General features: G+C 71.0%; 18 protein-coding genes. 1 reads left to right on the top strand and 17 read right to left on the bottom strand.

Annotated features, from left to right (window positions below; all coding sequences use genetic code 11):
- Nucleotides 1–10 precede the first annotated feature (10 nt).
- The 15 genes from nuoK to ACH35V_RS21630 form a co-directional block, all read right to left on the bottom strand.
- Complete coding sequence (gene nuoK, locus ACH35V_RS21560) at nucleotides 11–310, bottom strand: NADH-quinone oxidoreductase subunit NuoK (protein WP_117401203.1); 300 nt, start codon at nucleotides 308–310, stop codon at nucleotides 11–13.
- On the bottom strand, nucleotides 307–1,239 hold the full coding sequence (locus ACH35V_RS21565; protein ID WP_395974661.1) for an NADH-quinone oxidoreductase subunit J: 933 nt from the start codon (nucleotides 1,237–1,239) through the stop codon (nucleotides 307–309). The genes nuoK and ACH35V_RS21565 overlap by 4 nt, the downstream gene beginning before the upstream one ends.
- A complete protein-coding gene (gene nuoI, locus ACH35V_RS21570) occupies nucleotides 1,236–1,712 on the bottom strand; it encodes an NADH-quinone oxidoreductase subunit NuoI (protein ID WP_395974754.1) in 477 nt (158 codons plus the stop codon). The genes ACH35V_RS21565 and nuoI overlap by 4 nt, the downstream gene beginning before the upstream one ends.
- Nucleotides 1,713–1,755: 43 nt before the next feature.
- Nucleotides 1,756–3,087: an NADH-quinone oxidoreductase subunit NuoH gene (gene nuoH / locus ACH35V_RS21575; protein ID WP_395974663.1), complete on the bottom strand. Its 1,332-nt coding sequence runs from the start codon at nucleotides 3,085–3,087 to the stop codon at nucleotides 1,756–1,758.
- Nucleotides 3,084–5,555 (bottom strand): NADH-quinone oxidoreductase subunit G, encoded by a 2,472-nt coding sequence (locus tag ACH35V_RS21580; protein WP_395974665.1) that lies wholly within the window; start codon nucleotides 5,553–5,555, stop codon nucleotides 3,084–3,086. The genes nuoH and ACH35V_RS21580 overlap by 4 nt, the downstream gene beginning before the upstream one ends.
- Nucleotides 5,552–6,850: an NADH-quinone oxidoreductase subunit NuoF gene (nuoF, locus tag ACH35V_RS21585; RefSeq protein WP_395974667.1), complete on the bottom strand. Its 1,299-nt coding sequence runs from the start codon at nucleotides 6,848–6,850 to the stop codon at nucleotides 5,552–5,554. Before nuoF ends, ACH35V_RS21580 begins: the two co-directional genes overlap by 4 nt.
- Nucleotides 6,847–7,626, bottom strand: a complete 780-nt coding sequence (gene nuoE / locus ACH35V_RS21590) for an NADH-quinone oxidoreductase subunit NuoE (protein ID WP_395974669.1) — start codon at nucleotides 7,624–7,626, stop codon at nucleotides 6,847–6,849. Before nuoE ends, nuoF begins: the two co-directional genes overlap by 4 nt.
- A complete protein-coding gene (locus ACH35V_RS21595) occupies nucleotides 7,623–8,969 on the bottom strand; it encodes an NADH-quinone oxidoreductase subunit D (protein ID WP_395974670.1) in 1,347 nt (448 codons plus the stop codon). The genes nuoE and ACH35V_RS21595 overlap by 4 nt, the downstream gene beginning before the upstream one ends.
- Complete coding sequence (locus ACH35V_RS21600; RefSeq protein WP_395974672.1) at nucleotides 8,966–9,712, bottom strand: NADH-quinone oxidoreductase subunit C; 747 nt, start codon at nucleotides 9,710–9,712, stop codon at nucleotides 8,966–8,968. Before ACH35V_RS21600 ends, ACH35V_RS21595 begins: the two co-directional genes overlap by 4 nt.
- Nucleotide 9,713: 1 nt before the next feature.
- A complete protein-coding gene (locus ACH35V_RS21605; RefSeq protein ID WP_132168353.1) occupies nucleotides 9,714–10,259 on the bottom strand; it encodes an NADH-quinone oxidoreductase subunit B family protein in 546 nt (181 codons plus the stop codon).
- Nucleotide 10,260: 1 nt separating this feature from the next.
- The gene (locus ACH35V_RS21610) at nucleotides 10,261–10,620 is read right to left on the bottom strand and encodes an NADH-quinone oxidoreductase subunit A (protein WP_131964456.1); all 360 of its coding nucleotides are present in this window, start codon (nucleotides 10,618–10,620) and stop codon (nucleotides 10,261–10,263) included.
- Between the two features lie 188 nt (nucleotides 10,621–10,808).
- Complete coding sequence (locus ACH35V_RS21615; protein ID WP_395974674.1) at nucleotides 10,809–12,080, bottom strand: geranylgeranyl reductase family protein; 1,272 nt, start codon at nucleotides 12,078–12,080, stop codon at nucleotides 10,809–10,811.
- Between the two features lie 165 nt (nucleotides 12,081–12,245).
- A complete protein-coding gene (locus tag ACH35V_RS21620) occupies nucleotides 12,246–12,947 on the bottom strand; it encodes a demethylmenaquinone methyltransferase (protein WP_395974676.1) in 702 nt (233 codons plus the stop codon).
- Between the two features lie 47 nt (nucleotides 12,948–12,994).
- Nucleotides 12,995–13,234 (bottom strand): DUF4229 domain-containing protein, encoded by a 240-nt coding sequence (locus ACH35V_RS21625; protein ID WP_395974677.1) that lies wholly within the window; start codon nucleotides 13,232–13,234, stop codon nucleotides 12,995–12,997.
- A gap of 19 nt (nucleotides 13,235–13,253) precedes the next feature.
- The gene (locus tag ACH35V_RS21630) at nucleotides 13,254–14,246 is read right to left on the bottom strand and encodes a threonine/serine dehydratase (RefSeq protein WP_395974678.1); all 993 of its coding nucleotides are present in this window, start codon (nucleotides 14,244–14,246) and stop codon (nucleotides 13,254–13,256) included.
- A gap of 271 nt (nucleotides 14,247–14,517) precedes the next feature.
- Between ACH35V_RS21630 and ACH35V_RS21635 the strand changes: the two genes are divergently transcribed.
- Nucleotides 14,518–14,721 carry a BldC family transcriptional regulator gene (locus ACH35V_RS21635; protein ID WP_131964461.1) on the top strand — a complete coding sequence of 68 codons (204 nt, stop codon included), beginning with the start codon at nucleotides 14,518–14,520 and terminating at the stop codon, nucleotides 14,719–14,721.
- A gap of 187 nt (nucleotides 14,722–14,908) precedes the next feature.
- Here the strand turns inward: ACH35V_RS21635 and ACH35V_RS21640 are convergent, their stop codons facing one another.
- A complete protein-coding gene (locus ACH35V_RS21640; RefSeq protein WP_395974679.1) occupies nucleotides 14,909–15,211 on the bottom strand; it encodes a hypothetical protein in 303 nt (100 codons plus the stop codon).
- Between the two features lie 50 nt (nucleotides 15,212–15,261).
- Nucleotides 15,262–16,293 carry a hypothetical protein gene (locus ACH35V_RS21645; protein WP_395974680.1) on the bottom strand — a complete coding sequence of 344 codons (1,032 nt, stop codon included), beginning with the start codon at nucleotides 16,291–16,293 and terminating at the stop codon, nucleotides 15,262–15,264.
- Between the last annotated feature and the right edge of the window lie 25 nt (nucleotides 16,294–16,318).

A 16,318-nucleotide genomic window follows, 5' to 3' on the forward strand; every position in this document is an offset into this window, starting at 1 on the left:
TACCGGCCTCTCAGTACTTCAGCAGGTTCACGTCGTCCACCGACGACGACCTGCGGGTCCGGAAGACGGTCATGATGATCGCCAGGCCGACCACGACCTCCGCCGCGGCCACCACCATCACGAAGAAGGCGATGATCTGGCCGTCCAGGTTGCCGTGCATGCGGGAGAACGACACGAACGCCAGGTTCGTCGCGTTCAGCATGAGCTCGACGCACATGAACACCACGATCGCGTTGCGGCGCACGAGGACGCCGAGCGCTCCGATGGTGAACAGGATCGCCGAGAGCGCCAGGTAGTGCCCCGGACTCATTGACCAGCCTCCCCTTGACGCTCACTGCCGCCGGCGTCGCCCGCGGCGGGCGACGCGGACTTGACGGCGCGGCCTTCGGCGTCGGCGTCCTTCGCCTCCTCCGTGACGGCCCGCACCGCGCGGACGTCCCGCTCCAGGGCCTCTTCCTCGGTCCCCCCGTACAGGTCGGGGTGCCGCTCCGCGGTGTCGGTGCGGGCGGCGATGACCGGGTTGACCGACAGCTCGGACGGCGTCCCGTCGGGCAGCAGCGCCGGCATGTCGACGGCGTTGTGCCGGGCGTAGGTGCCGGGGCCGGGCAGCGGCCCCGGGTGGTCGCCGGACAGGAACCGTCCCTTGGACAGGTCTTTCTGCGTCGGCTTCGGATCGACGCGCTCCCGGTGCGCCAGCACCATCGCGCCCAGCGCCGCCGTGATCAGCAGGGCGCTGGTCACCTCGAACGCGAACACGTACTTGGAGAACAGCAGCCGGGCCAGGCCGACGACGTTGCCCTCCGCGTTGGCCTGGTCGAGGCCCGCCGCGTTGCTCAGCGCCGCGTTCCCGAGCCCGATCGTCAGCAGGACGATGAACCCGACCGCGGCGATCACCGCCCAGAAGCGCTGCCCCCTGATCGTCTCCACCAGCGAGTCGGTGGAGCTGACCCCGACGAGCATCAGCACGAACAGGAACAGCATCAGCACCGCGCCGGTGTACACGATGACCTGGACGAACGCCAGGAACGGCGCGTTCTGGATCGCGTACAGCGCGGCCAGCGACAGCATCACGGTCGCCAGCAGCAGCGCCGAGTGGACGGCCTTCCGCACGAGGATCATGCCGAGCGCGCCGCACACCGAGACCACGGCCAGCAGCCAGAAGAAGAACGGCTCACCCGACTGCTTGTCCGCGATCTCCGCGGCGAGCGCGGGGGCCGCCAGCAGGTGCGCGGAGGTCATTTGCCCTCACCGCCCTCGTCCGGCTGGAGGCCGAGGCGGTAGTAGTCCTCCTCGGTGTCGCCGAGCCGCATCTCGTGCGGCGGCGCCTCCATGCCCTCGCGCAGCGGCGCCAGCAGCATCTCCTTGGTGTAGATCAGGCTCTCGCGGCTGTCGTCGGCGAGCTCGTACTCGTTCGTCATCGTCAGCGCCCGGGTCGGGCACGCCTCGATGCACAGCCCGCAGAGGATGCAGCGCAGATAGTTGATCTGGTAGATGCGGCCGTAGCGCTCGCCGGGCGAGTACCGCTCGTCCGGGTCGTTGTCGGCGCCCTCGACGAAGATCGCGTCGGCCGGGCACGCCCAGGCGCACAGCTCGCAGCCGATGCACTTCTCCAGGCCGTCCGGCCACCGGTTGAGCTGGTGCCGCCCGTGGAAGCGCGGGGCGGTCGGCTTCTTCACCTCGGGGTACTGAACGGTCTCGCTCTTCATGAACATCTGGTGGAACGAGACCCCGAACCCCTTGACCGGGTTCAGGAAATCAGTGAGTCCCACTGGTGACCTCCTCAGGAGGGGTTGCGATGGATGCCCCGGCCGGCTTCGCGCCCCGTCCGTGGTAGTGGGGAGCGTCCATGGGCGGCACCGGGAACCCGCCGGCGGACGGATCGGGCCCGCCGCCCGGCTCCGCCGCGCCCGGCACGATCTCCTTCTCGTCCTCGCCGCCGCGGATCATCTCCCAGACCACCGTCGCGAGCAGCACCACCGCCGCGGCGACCGCGGCGTAGACCACGATCTGCCGCATGTCGTAGCCGTCGTTGCGCAGCGCGCGGATGGTGGCGACCAGCAGGATCCAGCCGAGCGAGAAGGGCATCAGCACCTTCCAGCCGAGCTTCATGAGCTGGTCGTAGCGGACGCGCGGGAGCGTGCCGCGCAGCCAGATGAAGAAGAAGATGAACAGGAAGACCTTGGCCAGGAACCACAGGATCGGCCACCAGCCGGAGTTGGCGCCCGCCCACACCGTGGAGATCGGGAAGGGGGCGCGCCAGCCGCCGAGGAACAGCGTGGTGGCGAGCGCGGACAGCGTCGCGAGGTTGATGTACTCCGCGAGGAAGAACATCGCGAACTTCAGCGACGAGTACTCGGTGTGGAAGCCGCCGACCAGCTCGCCCTCGCCCTCGGGCAGGTCGAACGGGATGCGGTTCGACTCGCCCATCATCGTGATCACGTAGACGATGAACGACGGCAGCAGCAGGATCACGAACCACTTGTCGTGCTGCGCCGCGACGATCTCCGACGTGGACATCGAGCCCGCGAACATGAACACCGCGACGAACGACAGCCCCATCGCGATCTCGTAGGAGATCATCTGCGCGGACGAGCGGAGCCCGCCGAGCAGCGAGTACGGCGACATCGACGACCAGCCCGCCAGCACGACCCCGTAGATCCCCAGCGACGACATCGCGAGGACGAGCAGCACCGCCACCGGAAGGTCGGTGAGCTGCAGCGCGGTCTCGTGCCCGAAGATCGACACGTTCGGGCCGAACGGGATGATCGCGAACGAGATGAACGCCGGCACCGCCGACATGACCGGCGCCAGCACGAACACGACCTTGTCGACCTGGCGGGGGACGATGTCCTCCTTCAGGGCGAGCTTCACGCCGTCCGCGAGGCCCTGCAGCAGGCCGAAGGGCCCGGCGCGGTTCGGGCCGACGCGCAGCTGCATCCGGCCGATGACGCGCCGCTCGATCCACATCGTCAGCAGCACGGTCACGACCAGGAACGCGAAGACGACGACGGCCTTGCCGCCGATCAGCCACCACGGGTCGTTGCCGAAACCCTCCAGCGGCGCCTGCGCGGGGGCCGACGGGTTCATTTCACGCCTCCAGCGATCTCCGTCGCGGCGGTCGCGCCCGGGAGCGTCCCGCTCGCGATCCTCACGACGCCGCCGGCGGCCGCGCCCAGATCCCGGTGCACCGCGCAGCCGGCCGAGTTCGTCGGCAGCCACACCACCCGGTCGGGCAGGTCGGCGGTGATCTCCAGCGGGAGCACGACCTCGCCGCGCGCCGCCGTCACCTTCACCGCTTCGGTCGCGCCGATCTCGGCGGCCGTCGCGGGCGACAGCCGGGCGACCGCGGCCTTGGCGGTGCCCGCGAGGAACGGCTCGCCGTCCTGGAGGCGGCCCCGGTCGAGCAGCAGCCGCCAGGTCGCCAGCAGCGCCTCGCCCGCGTCCGGGTGCGGCGGCAGCGACTGCGCGACGTTCGGCGCGGCCGGGCGCTCGCCGCGGTAGGCGCCGAGTTCGGCCAGCTCGCGGCGCGCCACGTCCGGGCCTGGCAGGCCCAGGTGGACGTCCATCTCGTCGGCCAGCGCGTCCAGGACCCGCAGGTCGGACATCCGCCCGGCCGCCTTCAGCACGATGTCGAACTGGCGGCCGCGGCCCTCCCAGTCGACGAACGTCCCGGACTTCTCCGCGACGGCCGCGACCGGGAACACGACATCGGCGCGGTCGGTGACCGCGCTCGGCCGCTGCTCCAGGCTCACCACGAACTCGGTGGCGTCCAGCGCGCGGAGCATCGCGTCCGGGTCGGGCAGGTCGTAGGGGTCGACGCCGCCGACGAGCAGCGCGCCGCGCCGTCCGTCCGCCGCCGCGGCGATGATGCCGTCGGCGGCCTGGCCGGGCGCGGCGGGCAGGTCCGCGACGCCCCACCGGCGGGCGACCTCGGCCCGCGCCTCCGGGTCGGTCACCGGACGGCCGATCGGCAGCAGCCCGGGCAGCGCCCCGGCCTCGATCGCGCCGCGCTCCCCGGCCCTGCGCGGCACCCACGCCAGCTTCGCGCCGGTCACCTGCGCCAGCCGCACCGCCGCCGTCAGCGCGCCGGGGCTGGTCGCGAGCCGCTCGCCGACGAGGATGACCGCGCCGGGCGTCTCCAACAGCGTCCGAACGTCCGAGCGGGCGGCGTCCCCGATGACGGCGCCGAGCGTCTCGGCCTCCGCGCCGGGCGGGGTCGCCAGCAGCGTCCCGCCGACCTTGCTCAGCCCGCGCGTCGCGAACGGCGCGACGCCGAACACCTTCAGCGCGGTCTTGCGGTGGGCCTTGCGGAGCCGCAGGAACACGATCGGCGACTCCTCCTCCGGCTCGAAGCCGGCGAGGAGCACCGCGGGCGCCTTCTCCAGGTCGGCGTACGACACCTCGATGGAGCGTCCCGCGACGGACGAGGCCAGGAACTGCGCCTCCTCGTCCGACGCCGGGCGGGCCCGGAAGTCGACGTCGTTGGTGCCGAGCGCGATGCGGGCGAACTTGGCATAGGCGTAGGCGTCCTCAAGCGTGACGCGGCCGCCGGTCAGCACCCCGGCGGAGCCGCGCGCCGCCGCGAGGCCCTCGGCCGCGATGGTCAGCGCCTCCGGCCACGACGCCGGCTCCAGCACGCCGTCCTCGTTGCGGACGAGCGGGTGCGTCAGCCGCTCCGGCTGCGTCCCGTAGGTGAACGCCCAACGGCCCTTGTCGCAGTTCCATTCCTCGTTGACCTGCGGGTCGTCCCCGGCCAGCCGCCGCGTGATCTTCCCGCGCCGGTGGTCGGTCCGCATCGCGCAGCCGGACGCGCAGTGCTCGCACACGCTCGGCGCCGACACCAGGTCGAACGGCCGCGACCTGAACCGGTACGCGGTGCCGGTCAGCGCGCCGACCGGGCAGATCTGCACGGTGTTGCCGGAGAAGTACGACTGGAACGGCTTGCCGTCCGCCGCGCCGACCTGCTCCTTCGCGCCGCGCTCGAACAGGTCGATGAACGCGTCCCCGGCGATCTGGTCGGAGAACCGGGTGCAGCGGGCGCACTGGATGCAGCGCTCGCGGTCGAGCAGCACCTGGCTCGACAGCGGGATCGGCTTCGGGAACGTCCGCTTGACCTCGACGAACCTGGTCTCGCCGCGCCCGTTGGACATCGCCTGGTTCTGCAGCGGGCACTCGCCGCCCTTGTCGCAGATCGGGCAGTCCAGCGGGTGGTTGATGAGCAGGAACTCCATGATGCCGTGCTGGGCCTTGTCGGCCACCGGCGAGGTGAGCTGGGTCTTGACGACCATGCCCGGCATCACGGCGGTGGTGCACGACGCCTGCGGCTTCGGCATCCCGCGGCCGTTCCCGGCGTCGGGGATCTCCACCAGGCACTGCCGGCACGCCCCGACCGGGTCCAGCAGCGGATGGTCGCAGAACCGGGGGATCTGGATGCCGAGCAGCTCGGCGGCCCGGATGATCAGCGTGCCCTTCGGCACCTCGATCTCGAAGCCGTCGATGGTGCACGAGACCATCTCGGTCTTCTCCACCGCCGACTTGTCGTCGGTGACGGTCACTTGGCACCTCCCCAGAGGGTGGACTTGGCCGGGTCGAACGGGCAGGCGCCCTGCTCGAAGTGCCGCACGTACTCGTCCCTGAACAGCTTGATGGACGAGACGACCGGGCTCGTCGCGCCGTCGCCGAGGGCGCAGAACGCGCGGCCGAGGATGTTGTCGGAGATGTCGAGGAGCGTCTCCAGGTCCTCCTCGGTGCCCTGCCCGGACTCCAGCCGCTTCAGCATGAGCTTGTACCAGTAGGTGCCCTCGCGGCACGGCGTGCACTTTCCGCACGACTCGTGCGCGTAGAACTCCGACCAGCGCAGCACCGCCCGGACGACGCACGTCGTCTCGTCGAAGATCTGCAGCGCCCGGGTGCCGAGCATCGACCCGGCGGCGCCGACGGACTCGAAGTCCAGCGGGACGTCCAGGTGCTCCTCGGTGAAGATCGGCGTGGACGAGCCGCCGGGCGTCCAGAACTTCAGCCGGTGCCCCTCCCGGATCCCGCCCGCCATGTCGAGCAGTTCCCGCAGCGTGATGCCGAGCGGCGCCTCGTACTGGCCGGGACGCGTCACGTGCCCCGACAGCGAGAAGATCCCGAAGCCCTGCGACTTCTCCGTGCCCATCGAGGCGAACCAGTCCGGCCCGTTCCCGACGATCGAGGGAACCGACGCGATCGACTCGACGTTGTTGATGACAGTGGGCCCGCCGTACAGGCCCGCCACGGCGGGGAAGGGGGGCTTCAGCCGGGGCTGGCCGCGGAACCCCTCAAGGGAGTCCAGCAGCGCAGTCTCCTCGCCGCAGATGTAGGCGCCCGCGCCGCTGTGGACGACGACGTCCAGGTCGTAGCCGGAGCCGAGGATGTCCTTGCCGAGGTAGCCGGCCTCGTACGCCTCCGCGACCGCCTGGTGCAGCCGCCGGATCACGTGCAGCACCTCGCCGCGCACGTAGATGAACGCGACGTTCGACCTGATCGCGTACGAGCTGATGACGACGCCCTCGATGAGCACGTGCGGGTTGGCCATCATCAGCGGGATGTCCTTGCACGTGCCCGGCTCGGACTCGTCCGCGTTGACGACGAGGTAGCGCGGGTTCGGGCTGCTCGGCGGCAGGAACCCCCACTTCATGCCGGTGGGGAAGCCCGCGCCGCCGCGGCCGCGGAGCCCGGAGTCCTTGACCGCCTGGACGATCTCGTCCGGCTCCATCCGGAACGCCTTGCGCAGCGCCTCGTAGCCGCCGTCGCGCTCGTAGCCCGCGCGGGTGAACGAGTCGGCCTGGTCCCAGTTCTTGGTGAGGATCGGGGTGAGCGTGGTCACTTGTTCCGGCCTTCCTGGCTGCCGGGCTTCGCGTCGCCGGGGATGGGCTTGCCCGGCTCGTGCGGCGGCTCGCTGATCTCTCCCGGCCGCACCGGCTCGTCCGGGCGCTCCCGGTCGACGTCGGTGGACGGAGCGGCCCAGCCGCGCTCCTGCGCCAGCTTCAGGCCGCGGAGCGACTCCGGACCGGCCTGGACGCCCTCGCCCGCGCGCCCGTCCGGGAACCCGGCGAGGACTCGGGACGCCTCCTGCCACGTGGCCAGGCCCTCGGCCCCGCGCGTGGGAAGGACGCGCTCGCCCGAGCGCAGGTCGTCGACGAGCTGCTTCGCCTTCTCGGGAGTCATGTTGTCGAAGAACTCCCAGTTGACCATCATCACCGGGGCGAAGTCGCAGGCCGCGTTGCACTCGATCCGCTCCAGGCTGACCTTGCCGTCCGGGGTGGCCTCGTCGTGGCCGACGCCGGCGTGCTCGCTCAGCTCGTCCCAGATCTGGTCGCCGCCCATCACCGCGCACAGCGTGTTGATGCACACGCCGACGTGGTACTCGCCGACCGGCTTCTGCTTGTACTGCGTGTAGAACGTCACCACGCCGACCACCTGCGCCGGCGTGATCCCGAGCTGCTCCGCGCAGAACTCGATGCCGTCCTGCGTGACGTGCCCCTCCGCCGACTGCACCAGGTGCAGCATCGGCAGCAGCGCCGACCTCGGCCGCGGATACCGGCCGATGATCTCCTTCGCGTCCCGCTCCAGGCGTTCGCGAACGTCGGGTTCGTACGTCATCGGTCCACTCCCCCCATGACCGGGTCCAAACTGGCCACGGCGGCGATGATGTCGGCGACCATGCCGCCCTCCGACATCGCCGGTGTGGCCTGCAAGTTGACGAAGGACGGCTCGCGGAAGTGGACGCGGTAGGGGCGGGTGCCGCCGTCGCTGACCACATGCGCGCCGAGCTCGCCGCGCGGCGACTCGATCGGCGCGTACGCCTGCCCCGCCGGCACCCGGAAGCCCTCCGTCACCAGCTTGAAGTGGTGGATCAGCGCCTCCATCGAGGTGCCCATGATGTGCGCGATGTGCCGGGGCGAGTTGCCCATGCCGTCCGCGCCGATCGCGAGCTGCGCCGGCCAGCCGATCTTCTTGTCCTCGATCATCACCGGGCCCTTGGCGGTCTGCAGCCGGTCCAGGCACTGCTCGACGATCTTCAGCGACTCCTCCATCTCGTCCATCCGGACGAGGTAGCGGCCGTACACGTCGCAGGTGTCCTGCGTCGCGACCTCGAAGTCGTAGGTCTCGTAGCCGCAGTAGGGCTGCGACTTGCGCAGGTCCCAGGGCAGGCCGGTCGAGCGCAGGACGGGGCCGGTGATGCCGAGCGCCATGCAGCCGGTCAGGTCGAGGTAGGCGATGTTCTGCGTCCGCGCCTTGAAGACGGGGTTGTCGTCCATCAGCTTGCGGAGCGCCTGGAGCCGCTTCGGCATCCGGTCCAGGTAGTCGCGGATCTTACTGGTCGCGCCGCTCGGCAGGTCCTGCGCGACCCCGCCCGGACGGACGTAGGCCATGTTCATCCGCAGGCCCGTGATCTCCTCGAACAGGTCGAGGGTGTACTCCCGCTCGATGAACCCGTTGAGCATCACGGTCGTCGCGCCGAGTTCGAGACCGAACGTGGCGATCGCGACCAGGTGCGAGGAGATCCGGTTCAGCTCCATCATCATCACGCGGATGATCTGGGCGCGCTCGGGGACCTGGTCGGTGATGCCGAGCAGCTTCTCCACGCTCATGCAGTACGCCGTCTCGTTGAAGATCGGCGCGAGGTAGTCCATCCGGGTGCAGAACGTGGTGCCCTGCGTCCAGGTGCGGAACTCCATGTTCTTCTCGATGCCGGTGTGCAGGTACCCGATGCCCACCCGGGCCTCGTTCACCGTCTCGCCGTCGAGCGTGAGGATCAGCCGGAGCACCCCGTGCGTGGACGGGTGCTGCGGCCCCATGTTGACGACGAGCCGCTCGTCGCCGAGGTCCTCCGCGCCGGCGACGACCCTGTCCCAGTCCTGCCCGCCGACGTCGAACACCTTGCCTTCGGCGGCCTCGTCGGCCGCGTAGGCGTCGTACTCGGTGTACTTGGCCGAGCTCATGTGTACGACCTCCGCTCGTCGGGCGGCGGGATCTCCGCTCCGCGGTACTCGACGGGGATGCCGCCGAGAGGGTAGTCCTTGCGCTGCGGATGGCCGACCCAGTCGTCGGGCATCTCGATGCGCGTGAGCGCGGGATGGCCGTCGTAGACGATCCCGAAGAAGTCGTAGGTCTCCCGCTCGTGCCAGTCGCTCGTCGGGTAGACGGGCACCAGCGACGGGAGGTGCGGGTCGGCGTCCGGGCAGGTCGTCTCCAGCCGGACGCGCCGGTTGTGCGTGATCGACAGCAGGTGCGTGACGGAGTGCAGCTCGGCGCCCTCGTCCTTCGGGTAGTGCACGCCGGACACGCCGGAGCACAGCTCGAAGCGGAGGGACGGCTCGTCCCGCATCGTCTTCGCGACCTCGCGCAGGTGCTCGCGCTTGACGAAGAACGTCATCTCGCCGCGGTCGACGACGACCCTTTCGATCGCGTCGCCGAAATCTGGGTAGGCCCGCTCCAGCTCGTCGGCGATCTCGTCGTACTCGCCGGGTTCGGCGGCGCCGCCGGGCCCGCCGTAGGGGCGGGCGGCCGACACCTTCGGGCTCTGCCGGACGACCAGCCCGCCGTACCCGGACGTGTCGCCCGTCGTCCCCGCGCCGAACATGCCCTTGCGGACGACCGGCTGCTCCCGGCGCTCCTCCTCGGTGTGCGCCGGGAGCTTGTCGGCCCCCTGCTCAGCCTGCTGCTCGGGGTGCTCAGAACTCATCTCAGGCCCCCTGTCCCAGCAGCGGGAGCTGGCGGCGCTTCGCCACTTCCAGCTCCGTGATCTGCTTCGCGCGCTGCGGGCCGAGCTTGGTGTTCTGGATCTTGTCGTGCAGCTTCAGGATCGAGTCCAGCAGCATCTCCGGCCGCGGCGGGCAGCCGGGCAGGTAGATGTCCACCGGGACGATGTGGTCCACGCCCTGCACGATCGCGTAGTTGTTGAACATCCCGCCGGACGACGCGCACACGCCCATCGCGATGACCCACTTCGGCTCGGTCATCTGGTCGTAGATCTGCCGCAGCACCGGCGCCATCTTCTGGCTCACCCGGCCCGCGACGATCATCAGATCGGCCTGCCGCGGCGTCGCCGAGGCGCGCTCCATGCCCCACCGGGAGAAGTCGTGCCGGGGGTCGCCGGTCGCCATCATCTCGATCGCGCAACACGCCAGGCCGAACGTCGCCGGCCACACCGAACTCTTCCGCGCCCACCCCGCGACCTGCTCGACCGTGGTCAGCAGGAAGCCGCTGGGGAGTTTCTCCTCAAGACCCATGTCAGTCCCACTCCAGACCGCCGCGCCGCCAAATGTAGGCGTACGCCACAAGCACGGTGACGATGAAAAGGACCATCTCCACAAGACCGAAAATGCCCATCCGGTCGAAAGCGACCGCCCAGGGGTAAAGGAAGATGATCTCAATGTCGAAGACGATGAACAGCATCGCCGTCAGGTAGTACTTGACCGGAAAGCGCCCGCCGCCGACCGGCTGCGGAGTCGGCTCGATGCCGCATTCGTAGGCGTCCAGCCGCGCGCGGTTCCACCGCTTCGGCCCGGTGAGCGAGGCCATCACCACGGAGAACGCGGCGAAGCCGAAGGCCAGCACCCCCAGCACGATGACCGGAATATAGAGATCCATGTCTCTACAGCCTCTCCTCGCGACGTACGGCGTTGTACGGGACAGGGTTGTACGCGTTCGGCCCTCCGCGAGCCGCCGCCACCCTAGCCAAGGCGATCAATAGCACTCCCCTCCAGGGGGTCGGGTAATGCACACTAGTCCGCTCACCTGCGGAAGCTTGGTTCTCAATGCGTGCCTCATGCCGTGCCTCATGCCGCGGGAGCCACCTTCTGCATCGCGTTGATGACGCGGTCCATCGCGTCCCCGCCCTTGGGGTCGGTCAGGTTGGCGAGGAGCTTGAGCGTGAACCGCATGAGCGTCGGGTGCGGCAGGCCGTGCGCGGTGAGGAACTTCATGATCCGCGGGTCCCCGATGGCCTGGACGAACAGCCGCGCCAGGGTGAAGTAGCCGCCGTGCTCGTCCTTCAGGATGCGGGGGTACTCGTAGAGCGTCCGCTCGCGCTGCGCGGGGGTGCGGCGCGCGAGGGCCTGCACCATGATGTCGGCGGCCAGCCGGCCGGACTCCAGCGCGTAGTCGATGCCCTCCCCGTTGAACGGGTTGACCATGCCGCCGGCGTCGCCGACGAGCAGCATCCCGCGGGTGTAGTGCGGCTGCCGGTTGAAGCCCATCGGCAGCGCCGCGCCGCCGATCTTGGACGTGGCGTGGTCCTCGTCGAACTGCCAGTCCTCGGGCATCTGCGCGCACCAGCGCTTCAGCATGGCGCGGTAGTCGACGCTCTGGAACTGCTTGCTGGTGTTGAGCAGCCCGAGCCCGACGTTGGACGTCCCGTCCCCGACGCCGAAGACCCAGCCGTAGCCGGGCAGGAGGCGCTCGCCGTCCCACAGCTCCAGCCACGCCTCCATGAAGTCGTCGTCGTGCCGCGGGGTCTGGAAGTAGCGCCGGACGGCGACGCCCATCGGACGGTCCTCGCGCCGCCGCAGCCCCATCGCGAGGGACAGCCGGGTCGAGTTGCCGTCGGCCGCGACTACGAGCGGCGCGTGGAACTCGACGTCCTCGCCCTCGTACCGGGCGGTGACGCCGGTGATGCGGTCGGTGCGGTCGTCCAGGATCGGGCCGGTGACGTTGCAGCCCTGCAACAGCTGCGCGCCCGCCTTCGCGGCGTGCTCGGCGAGGAACTGGTCGAAGTCGGTGCGCCTGCGGACGAGCCCGAAGTCGGGGAAGCTCGCGAGCTCCGGCCACGGCAGCTCCACCTTGACGCCGCCGCCGTAGATGCGCAGGCCCCGGTTGCGTCCCCAGCCGGGGTCGTTGACGTCGACGCCCATCCCGATGAGCGCGCGGACGGCGCGCGGGGTGAGGCCGTCGCCGCAGATCTTGTCGCGCGGGAAGGTGGCCTTCTCCAGCAGGAACACGTCCAGGCCGGCCTGCGCCAACCAGTAGGCGGTCGACGCGCCGGCGGGGCCTGCCCCGACGACGACCACATCTGCGTGTCGGACGTCTGCGTGCCGGGCGGAGTCGGTCACGGCGTTTCCTCTTCAGCTCGTTCGCTTGTGAAGTACTTCACAAGGGTCCGGTGGGGAGTCTATTCCTTTATCACGACTGGTGGGTACTTCGGGGCCGGTCGAGCGTGGACCGGTCCCGTCCCACCAGCCGAAGATCGCCCCGGACCAGGCCCGGGATCACCCGGATCAGCCCGGATTGACGGCGTGGTGCAGCGCGGCGACGCCGAACGTCAGGTCGCGCCAGCGCACGTTCCCCCAGCCCGCGTCCTGGATCAGCCGGGCCAGCGCCGCCTGGTCGGGCCAGGCCAGCGTCGACTCGGCGAGGTAGCGGTAGGAGTCGGGATTGGAGCTGACCCGCGCCAGCAGCGGCAGCCCGTACCGCAGATGCGTCCTGTGCCCGAACGCCAGCAGCGCGTTCGGCGGGTGGCTCACCTCGCAGACCACCAGCCGTCCGCCGGGCTTCGCGACCCGCCGCAGTTCGCGCAGGGCCCTGCCGGTGTCGGCGACGTTGCGGAGGCCGAACGAGATCGTCACCGCGTCGAACGATCCGTCCGCGAAGGGCAGCCGCAGCGCGTCCCCCGCGACGAAGCTCAGCCCCCGGACGTCCGCCTGCCGGCGCGCCCCGACGCGGAGCATGCCGAGCGAGAAGTCGCACGCCACCGTCTCGGCGCCCGCCTCGGCGAACGGCACCGACGAGGTGCCCGTCCCCGCCGCGAGGTCCAGGACCCGCTCGCCCGGACGCGCCGCCAGCGCCCGCACGACCTCGCGCCGCCACCGCCGGTCGCGCCCGCCGGTCATCAGCGTGTTCAGCAGGTCGTACCGCTCGGCGGTGCCGTCGAACATCGCCGCGACGTCGGCGGGCTTCTTCTCCAGGGAGGCGCGGCTCATGCCCCCACCCTAAAAGCCGTGTTCACCGCTCCCGCACCCCGGGTGGGTCAGGCGTCCTCGCGGGTGACGGACTTCTCGAACTTCGCGCGCTGGGCGCGGGCGCCGCGGGCGACGGCGGCGGACATCCGGTCGCGCTGCCCGGACAGCAGGACGAAGCTGACGACGCCGCTGACCAGCAGCGCCAGCAGCAGGAGCAGGAACCCGCGGGCCCCCAGCAGCGCCAGCACGCCCGCGGTCACCGCGAAGATCGCGAGCCGCGCGAGGGTGTAAAGGATGACGGAACTCATGGCCCTTCGAGCGTAACGCCTACCTCAGGACGTCCAGGAAGAGGGCCGGGTCTACGTTGCCGCCCGACAGGACGGACACGTAGAGGCGCCCCTCGGGGAGTTCGGCGCGGTGGTACAGGAAGGCGGCGGTCGCGACGGCGCCCGCGGGCTCGGCGATGAGGCGGGTCTCGCGGGCGAGGCGGCGCATCGTCAGGCGGATCTCGTCCTCGGTGACCGTGACGACGCCGTCCACGAGCGCGCGCATGTGCGCGAACGGCAGGTCGCCGACCTGCTGGACGCGGAGCCCGTCGGCAATGGTGCGGCCCGTCTCCTCCGCGCCCCACGCGACCGGACGTCCCGCGGCCATCGAGTCGCGGGCGTCGGCGGCGAGCTCCGGTTCGACGCCGACCACCCGGGCCTCGGGCCGCAGCGCCTTGACCGCGGCGGCGACGCCCGAGATGAGGCCGCCGCCGCTGATCGGGACGAGCACCACGTCCACGTCCGGACGGTCCCGGACGATCTCCAGCCCCACCGTGCCCTGCCCCGCGATCACCCGCGCGTCGTCGTAGGGCGGGATCATCGTGAAGCCGTGCGCGTCGGCGAGCTTGGCCGCGGTCTCCGAGCGGGCCTGCGCGGTCGGCTCGACGTACACGACCTCGGCGCCGAGCGCGATGCACGCGTCCACCTTCACGCCCGGCGTGGTGTGCGGCATGACCAGGACGGCCTTGATCCCGAGCACGCGGGCCGCGTACGCGACGGCCTGCGCGTGGTTGCCGCTGGAGTGCGTGACGACGCCGCGCTCGCGCCGCTCGGGCGGGAGGGAGGCGATGGCGGAGTAGGCGCCGCGCACCTTGAAGGCGCCGACCGGCTGCAGCGATTCCGCCTTGACCAGCAGCGCCGGCTCCCCGGCCGGTCCGCCTCCGGGCGAGCCGGCGGGACCGTGCGGAAACGGGACGAGGGGCGTCCGGACGGCGACGCCCGCGACGCGTTCGGCGGCCCGTTCGATCTCCGGGAGCGATACAAGATCGGACATGGACGGAGACTACTTCCCAGGGGCCGCGCGCGGCGGCCGCGGCGTGTCGGACGGGACGCTTTCACACCCCCGTTCAAAGCGTTACTTGGCAGGTCAAACGGGGTCAGCGGGAGGCATGCCCGGAAACTCGCCCGCACCGAGGGTGATCGGTCCTGCTCGGAAAACTACGGTCCGTGATCTTTTCCGAAAACAAGGGAGAAATCGGTCTTGACCCGCCACACTGTTAAACAGTCCACCCGCGCCGAGAGCGGGACAAAGGGGGAGAGAAAACGTGGAGAGCACGAGCGAGCGCCTGCTGACCCCAGGAGAGGTCGCCGCCCTCTTCCGGGTCGACCCGAAGACGGTCACCCGGTGGGCCGCCGCGGGCCGGATCAGCAGCATCCGCACTCCGGGGGGCCACCGGCGCTTCCGCGAGTCCGAGGTGCACGCGCTGCTGCGCGGCGATGAGCCCATCGCCGAGCATTCGGCCCGCTGACCTGCCTGAACCTCGCTGATCGCAGGGCCCGCCCGCCGATTTCGGGGCCCGCCACCGGCCTCAGCCGCCCGGACCGCCGCGTCGTGGTAGTCCCCCGGGGGAGACCCTCGCCCGGGCGGCCGGGGCCGTTCCGTTTCCGGGGCCGCGCCGTTTCCGAGACCCTTTCGCATTTCCCGGGCGTTCCCGCTCAGTCGCCGTTCTCTCCGGCGGCGTCCGGCTCCCCCGGCGCGTCGGACTTCCATTCCTCGAACCGGCGGAGCAGGTCGGCGTCCTCGTCCCGCCAGCGGCGCCGTTTCTCCTCCAGCTCGTCCTCCGTCAGCGACTCGCGGAGCAGCCGGTCGTAGTCGGGGTCGCCGGGCCCGATCTCGACGTAGGCGTCGGCGATGATCCGTCCCTCGCGCGGCTCGGGCCCGGACCCGCCCTCGCCGCCGTCGGCGAGAACGCTGTGCGGAACCCGGAGCGTGCCGTCCGGGAGCCGGATCACGTACATCGTCGTCCACCCTCGCGATTCGCTTGTGCGCGCCCTGCCATCAGGATGTCCTAGATCCCGTACCTGCGGTTGAAGAAGAGCATGACCTCCAGCGCCATCCGGATGTTGCCGGCGAGCATATCGACGAGGGCCGGGCGCTGCCGGGAGGAGATCGCGGCGAACGCGTCCGCGAAGAACTCGCGGCGGCCGAGCGCGTTCGGCTGGCGGTGGAAGTCGCTCGCGAGATGCGGCAGGCACTCCTCGTACAGCCGCTGGAAGGCGGGGCTGTCGGACGTCCACTCGCCGTCGTCGCCGTCGATGTCGTCGAGCGCGTGCCCGACCTCGTGCAGCATCACGTCCGGCGTCGGCGACGGCCGGTCCCCGACGACGATCTTGTGGTCGCCGTACGCGCCCGCGCAGATGTCCCAGGTGGCGCGGCCGGACGGCAGCGGACGGTCGCGCAGATGGCCCATGTCGTCCAGCTGCGGGACGCCGCCCGGCCCCACGTAGATGCCGTCGAGCCCGGCCGCGAGCTTCTCCTTGAGCTGCTCCGGCAGGGCCGCGAGGCTGTCCACCGCGCCGATCACCTCGGCGCTCGGCGGCCCGTCCCGGACGTCCCACTGCCGGTACAGGACGTTCTCCAGGACGCCGCAGTTACGGCGGCCGTCGGAGACATGCGGCATGCCCGGCGGGTACGGCTCCACGCGCAGCCGGTCGTCGTCGAGCTCGAAGTCGCTCCACGAGTAGTCGCCCGCCCGCGGACGGCCCCGCCTGCGGCGCCCGAACCGGCCGGCGAGCACGCCCGCCGCGTCCCGTCCTTCGCCGTTCTCAGGGGTGTCGCGGTCGCCTTCCATGCCGCCGGGGCCCAGCGCGAAGTCGTCGTCGCGGCCCGCCTTGCGGAACCGGCCGAACCGGTCGCGCGGCTGGTTGCTGCGCGGGCGCACCTGCCCCGAGTCGGGCGGCGACGGGGAGTACGCCGCGTCGTCTCGCCGGAGCGTGCGGTCCTGGGCCGCGCCGTCCCCGCGCATCCGCCCGCCGCGGGACGGCTCGCGATGCCACAGCTCCCGGGGGCGGGGCTTGCGATGGACGCCTTTGAAGCGCATCGGGCTCCTCTGTCAGCGGACCCGC

Source organism: Actinomadura sp. 1N219, assembly GCF_044326405.1.
In the GTDB taxonomy this organism is placed as follows: domain Bacteria; phylum Actinomycetota; class Actinomycetes; order Streptosporangiales; family Streptosporangiaceae; genus Spirillospora.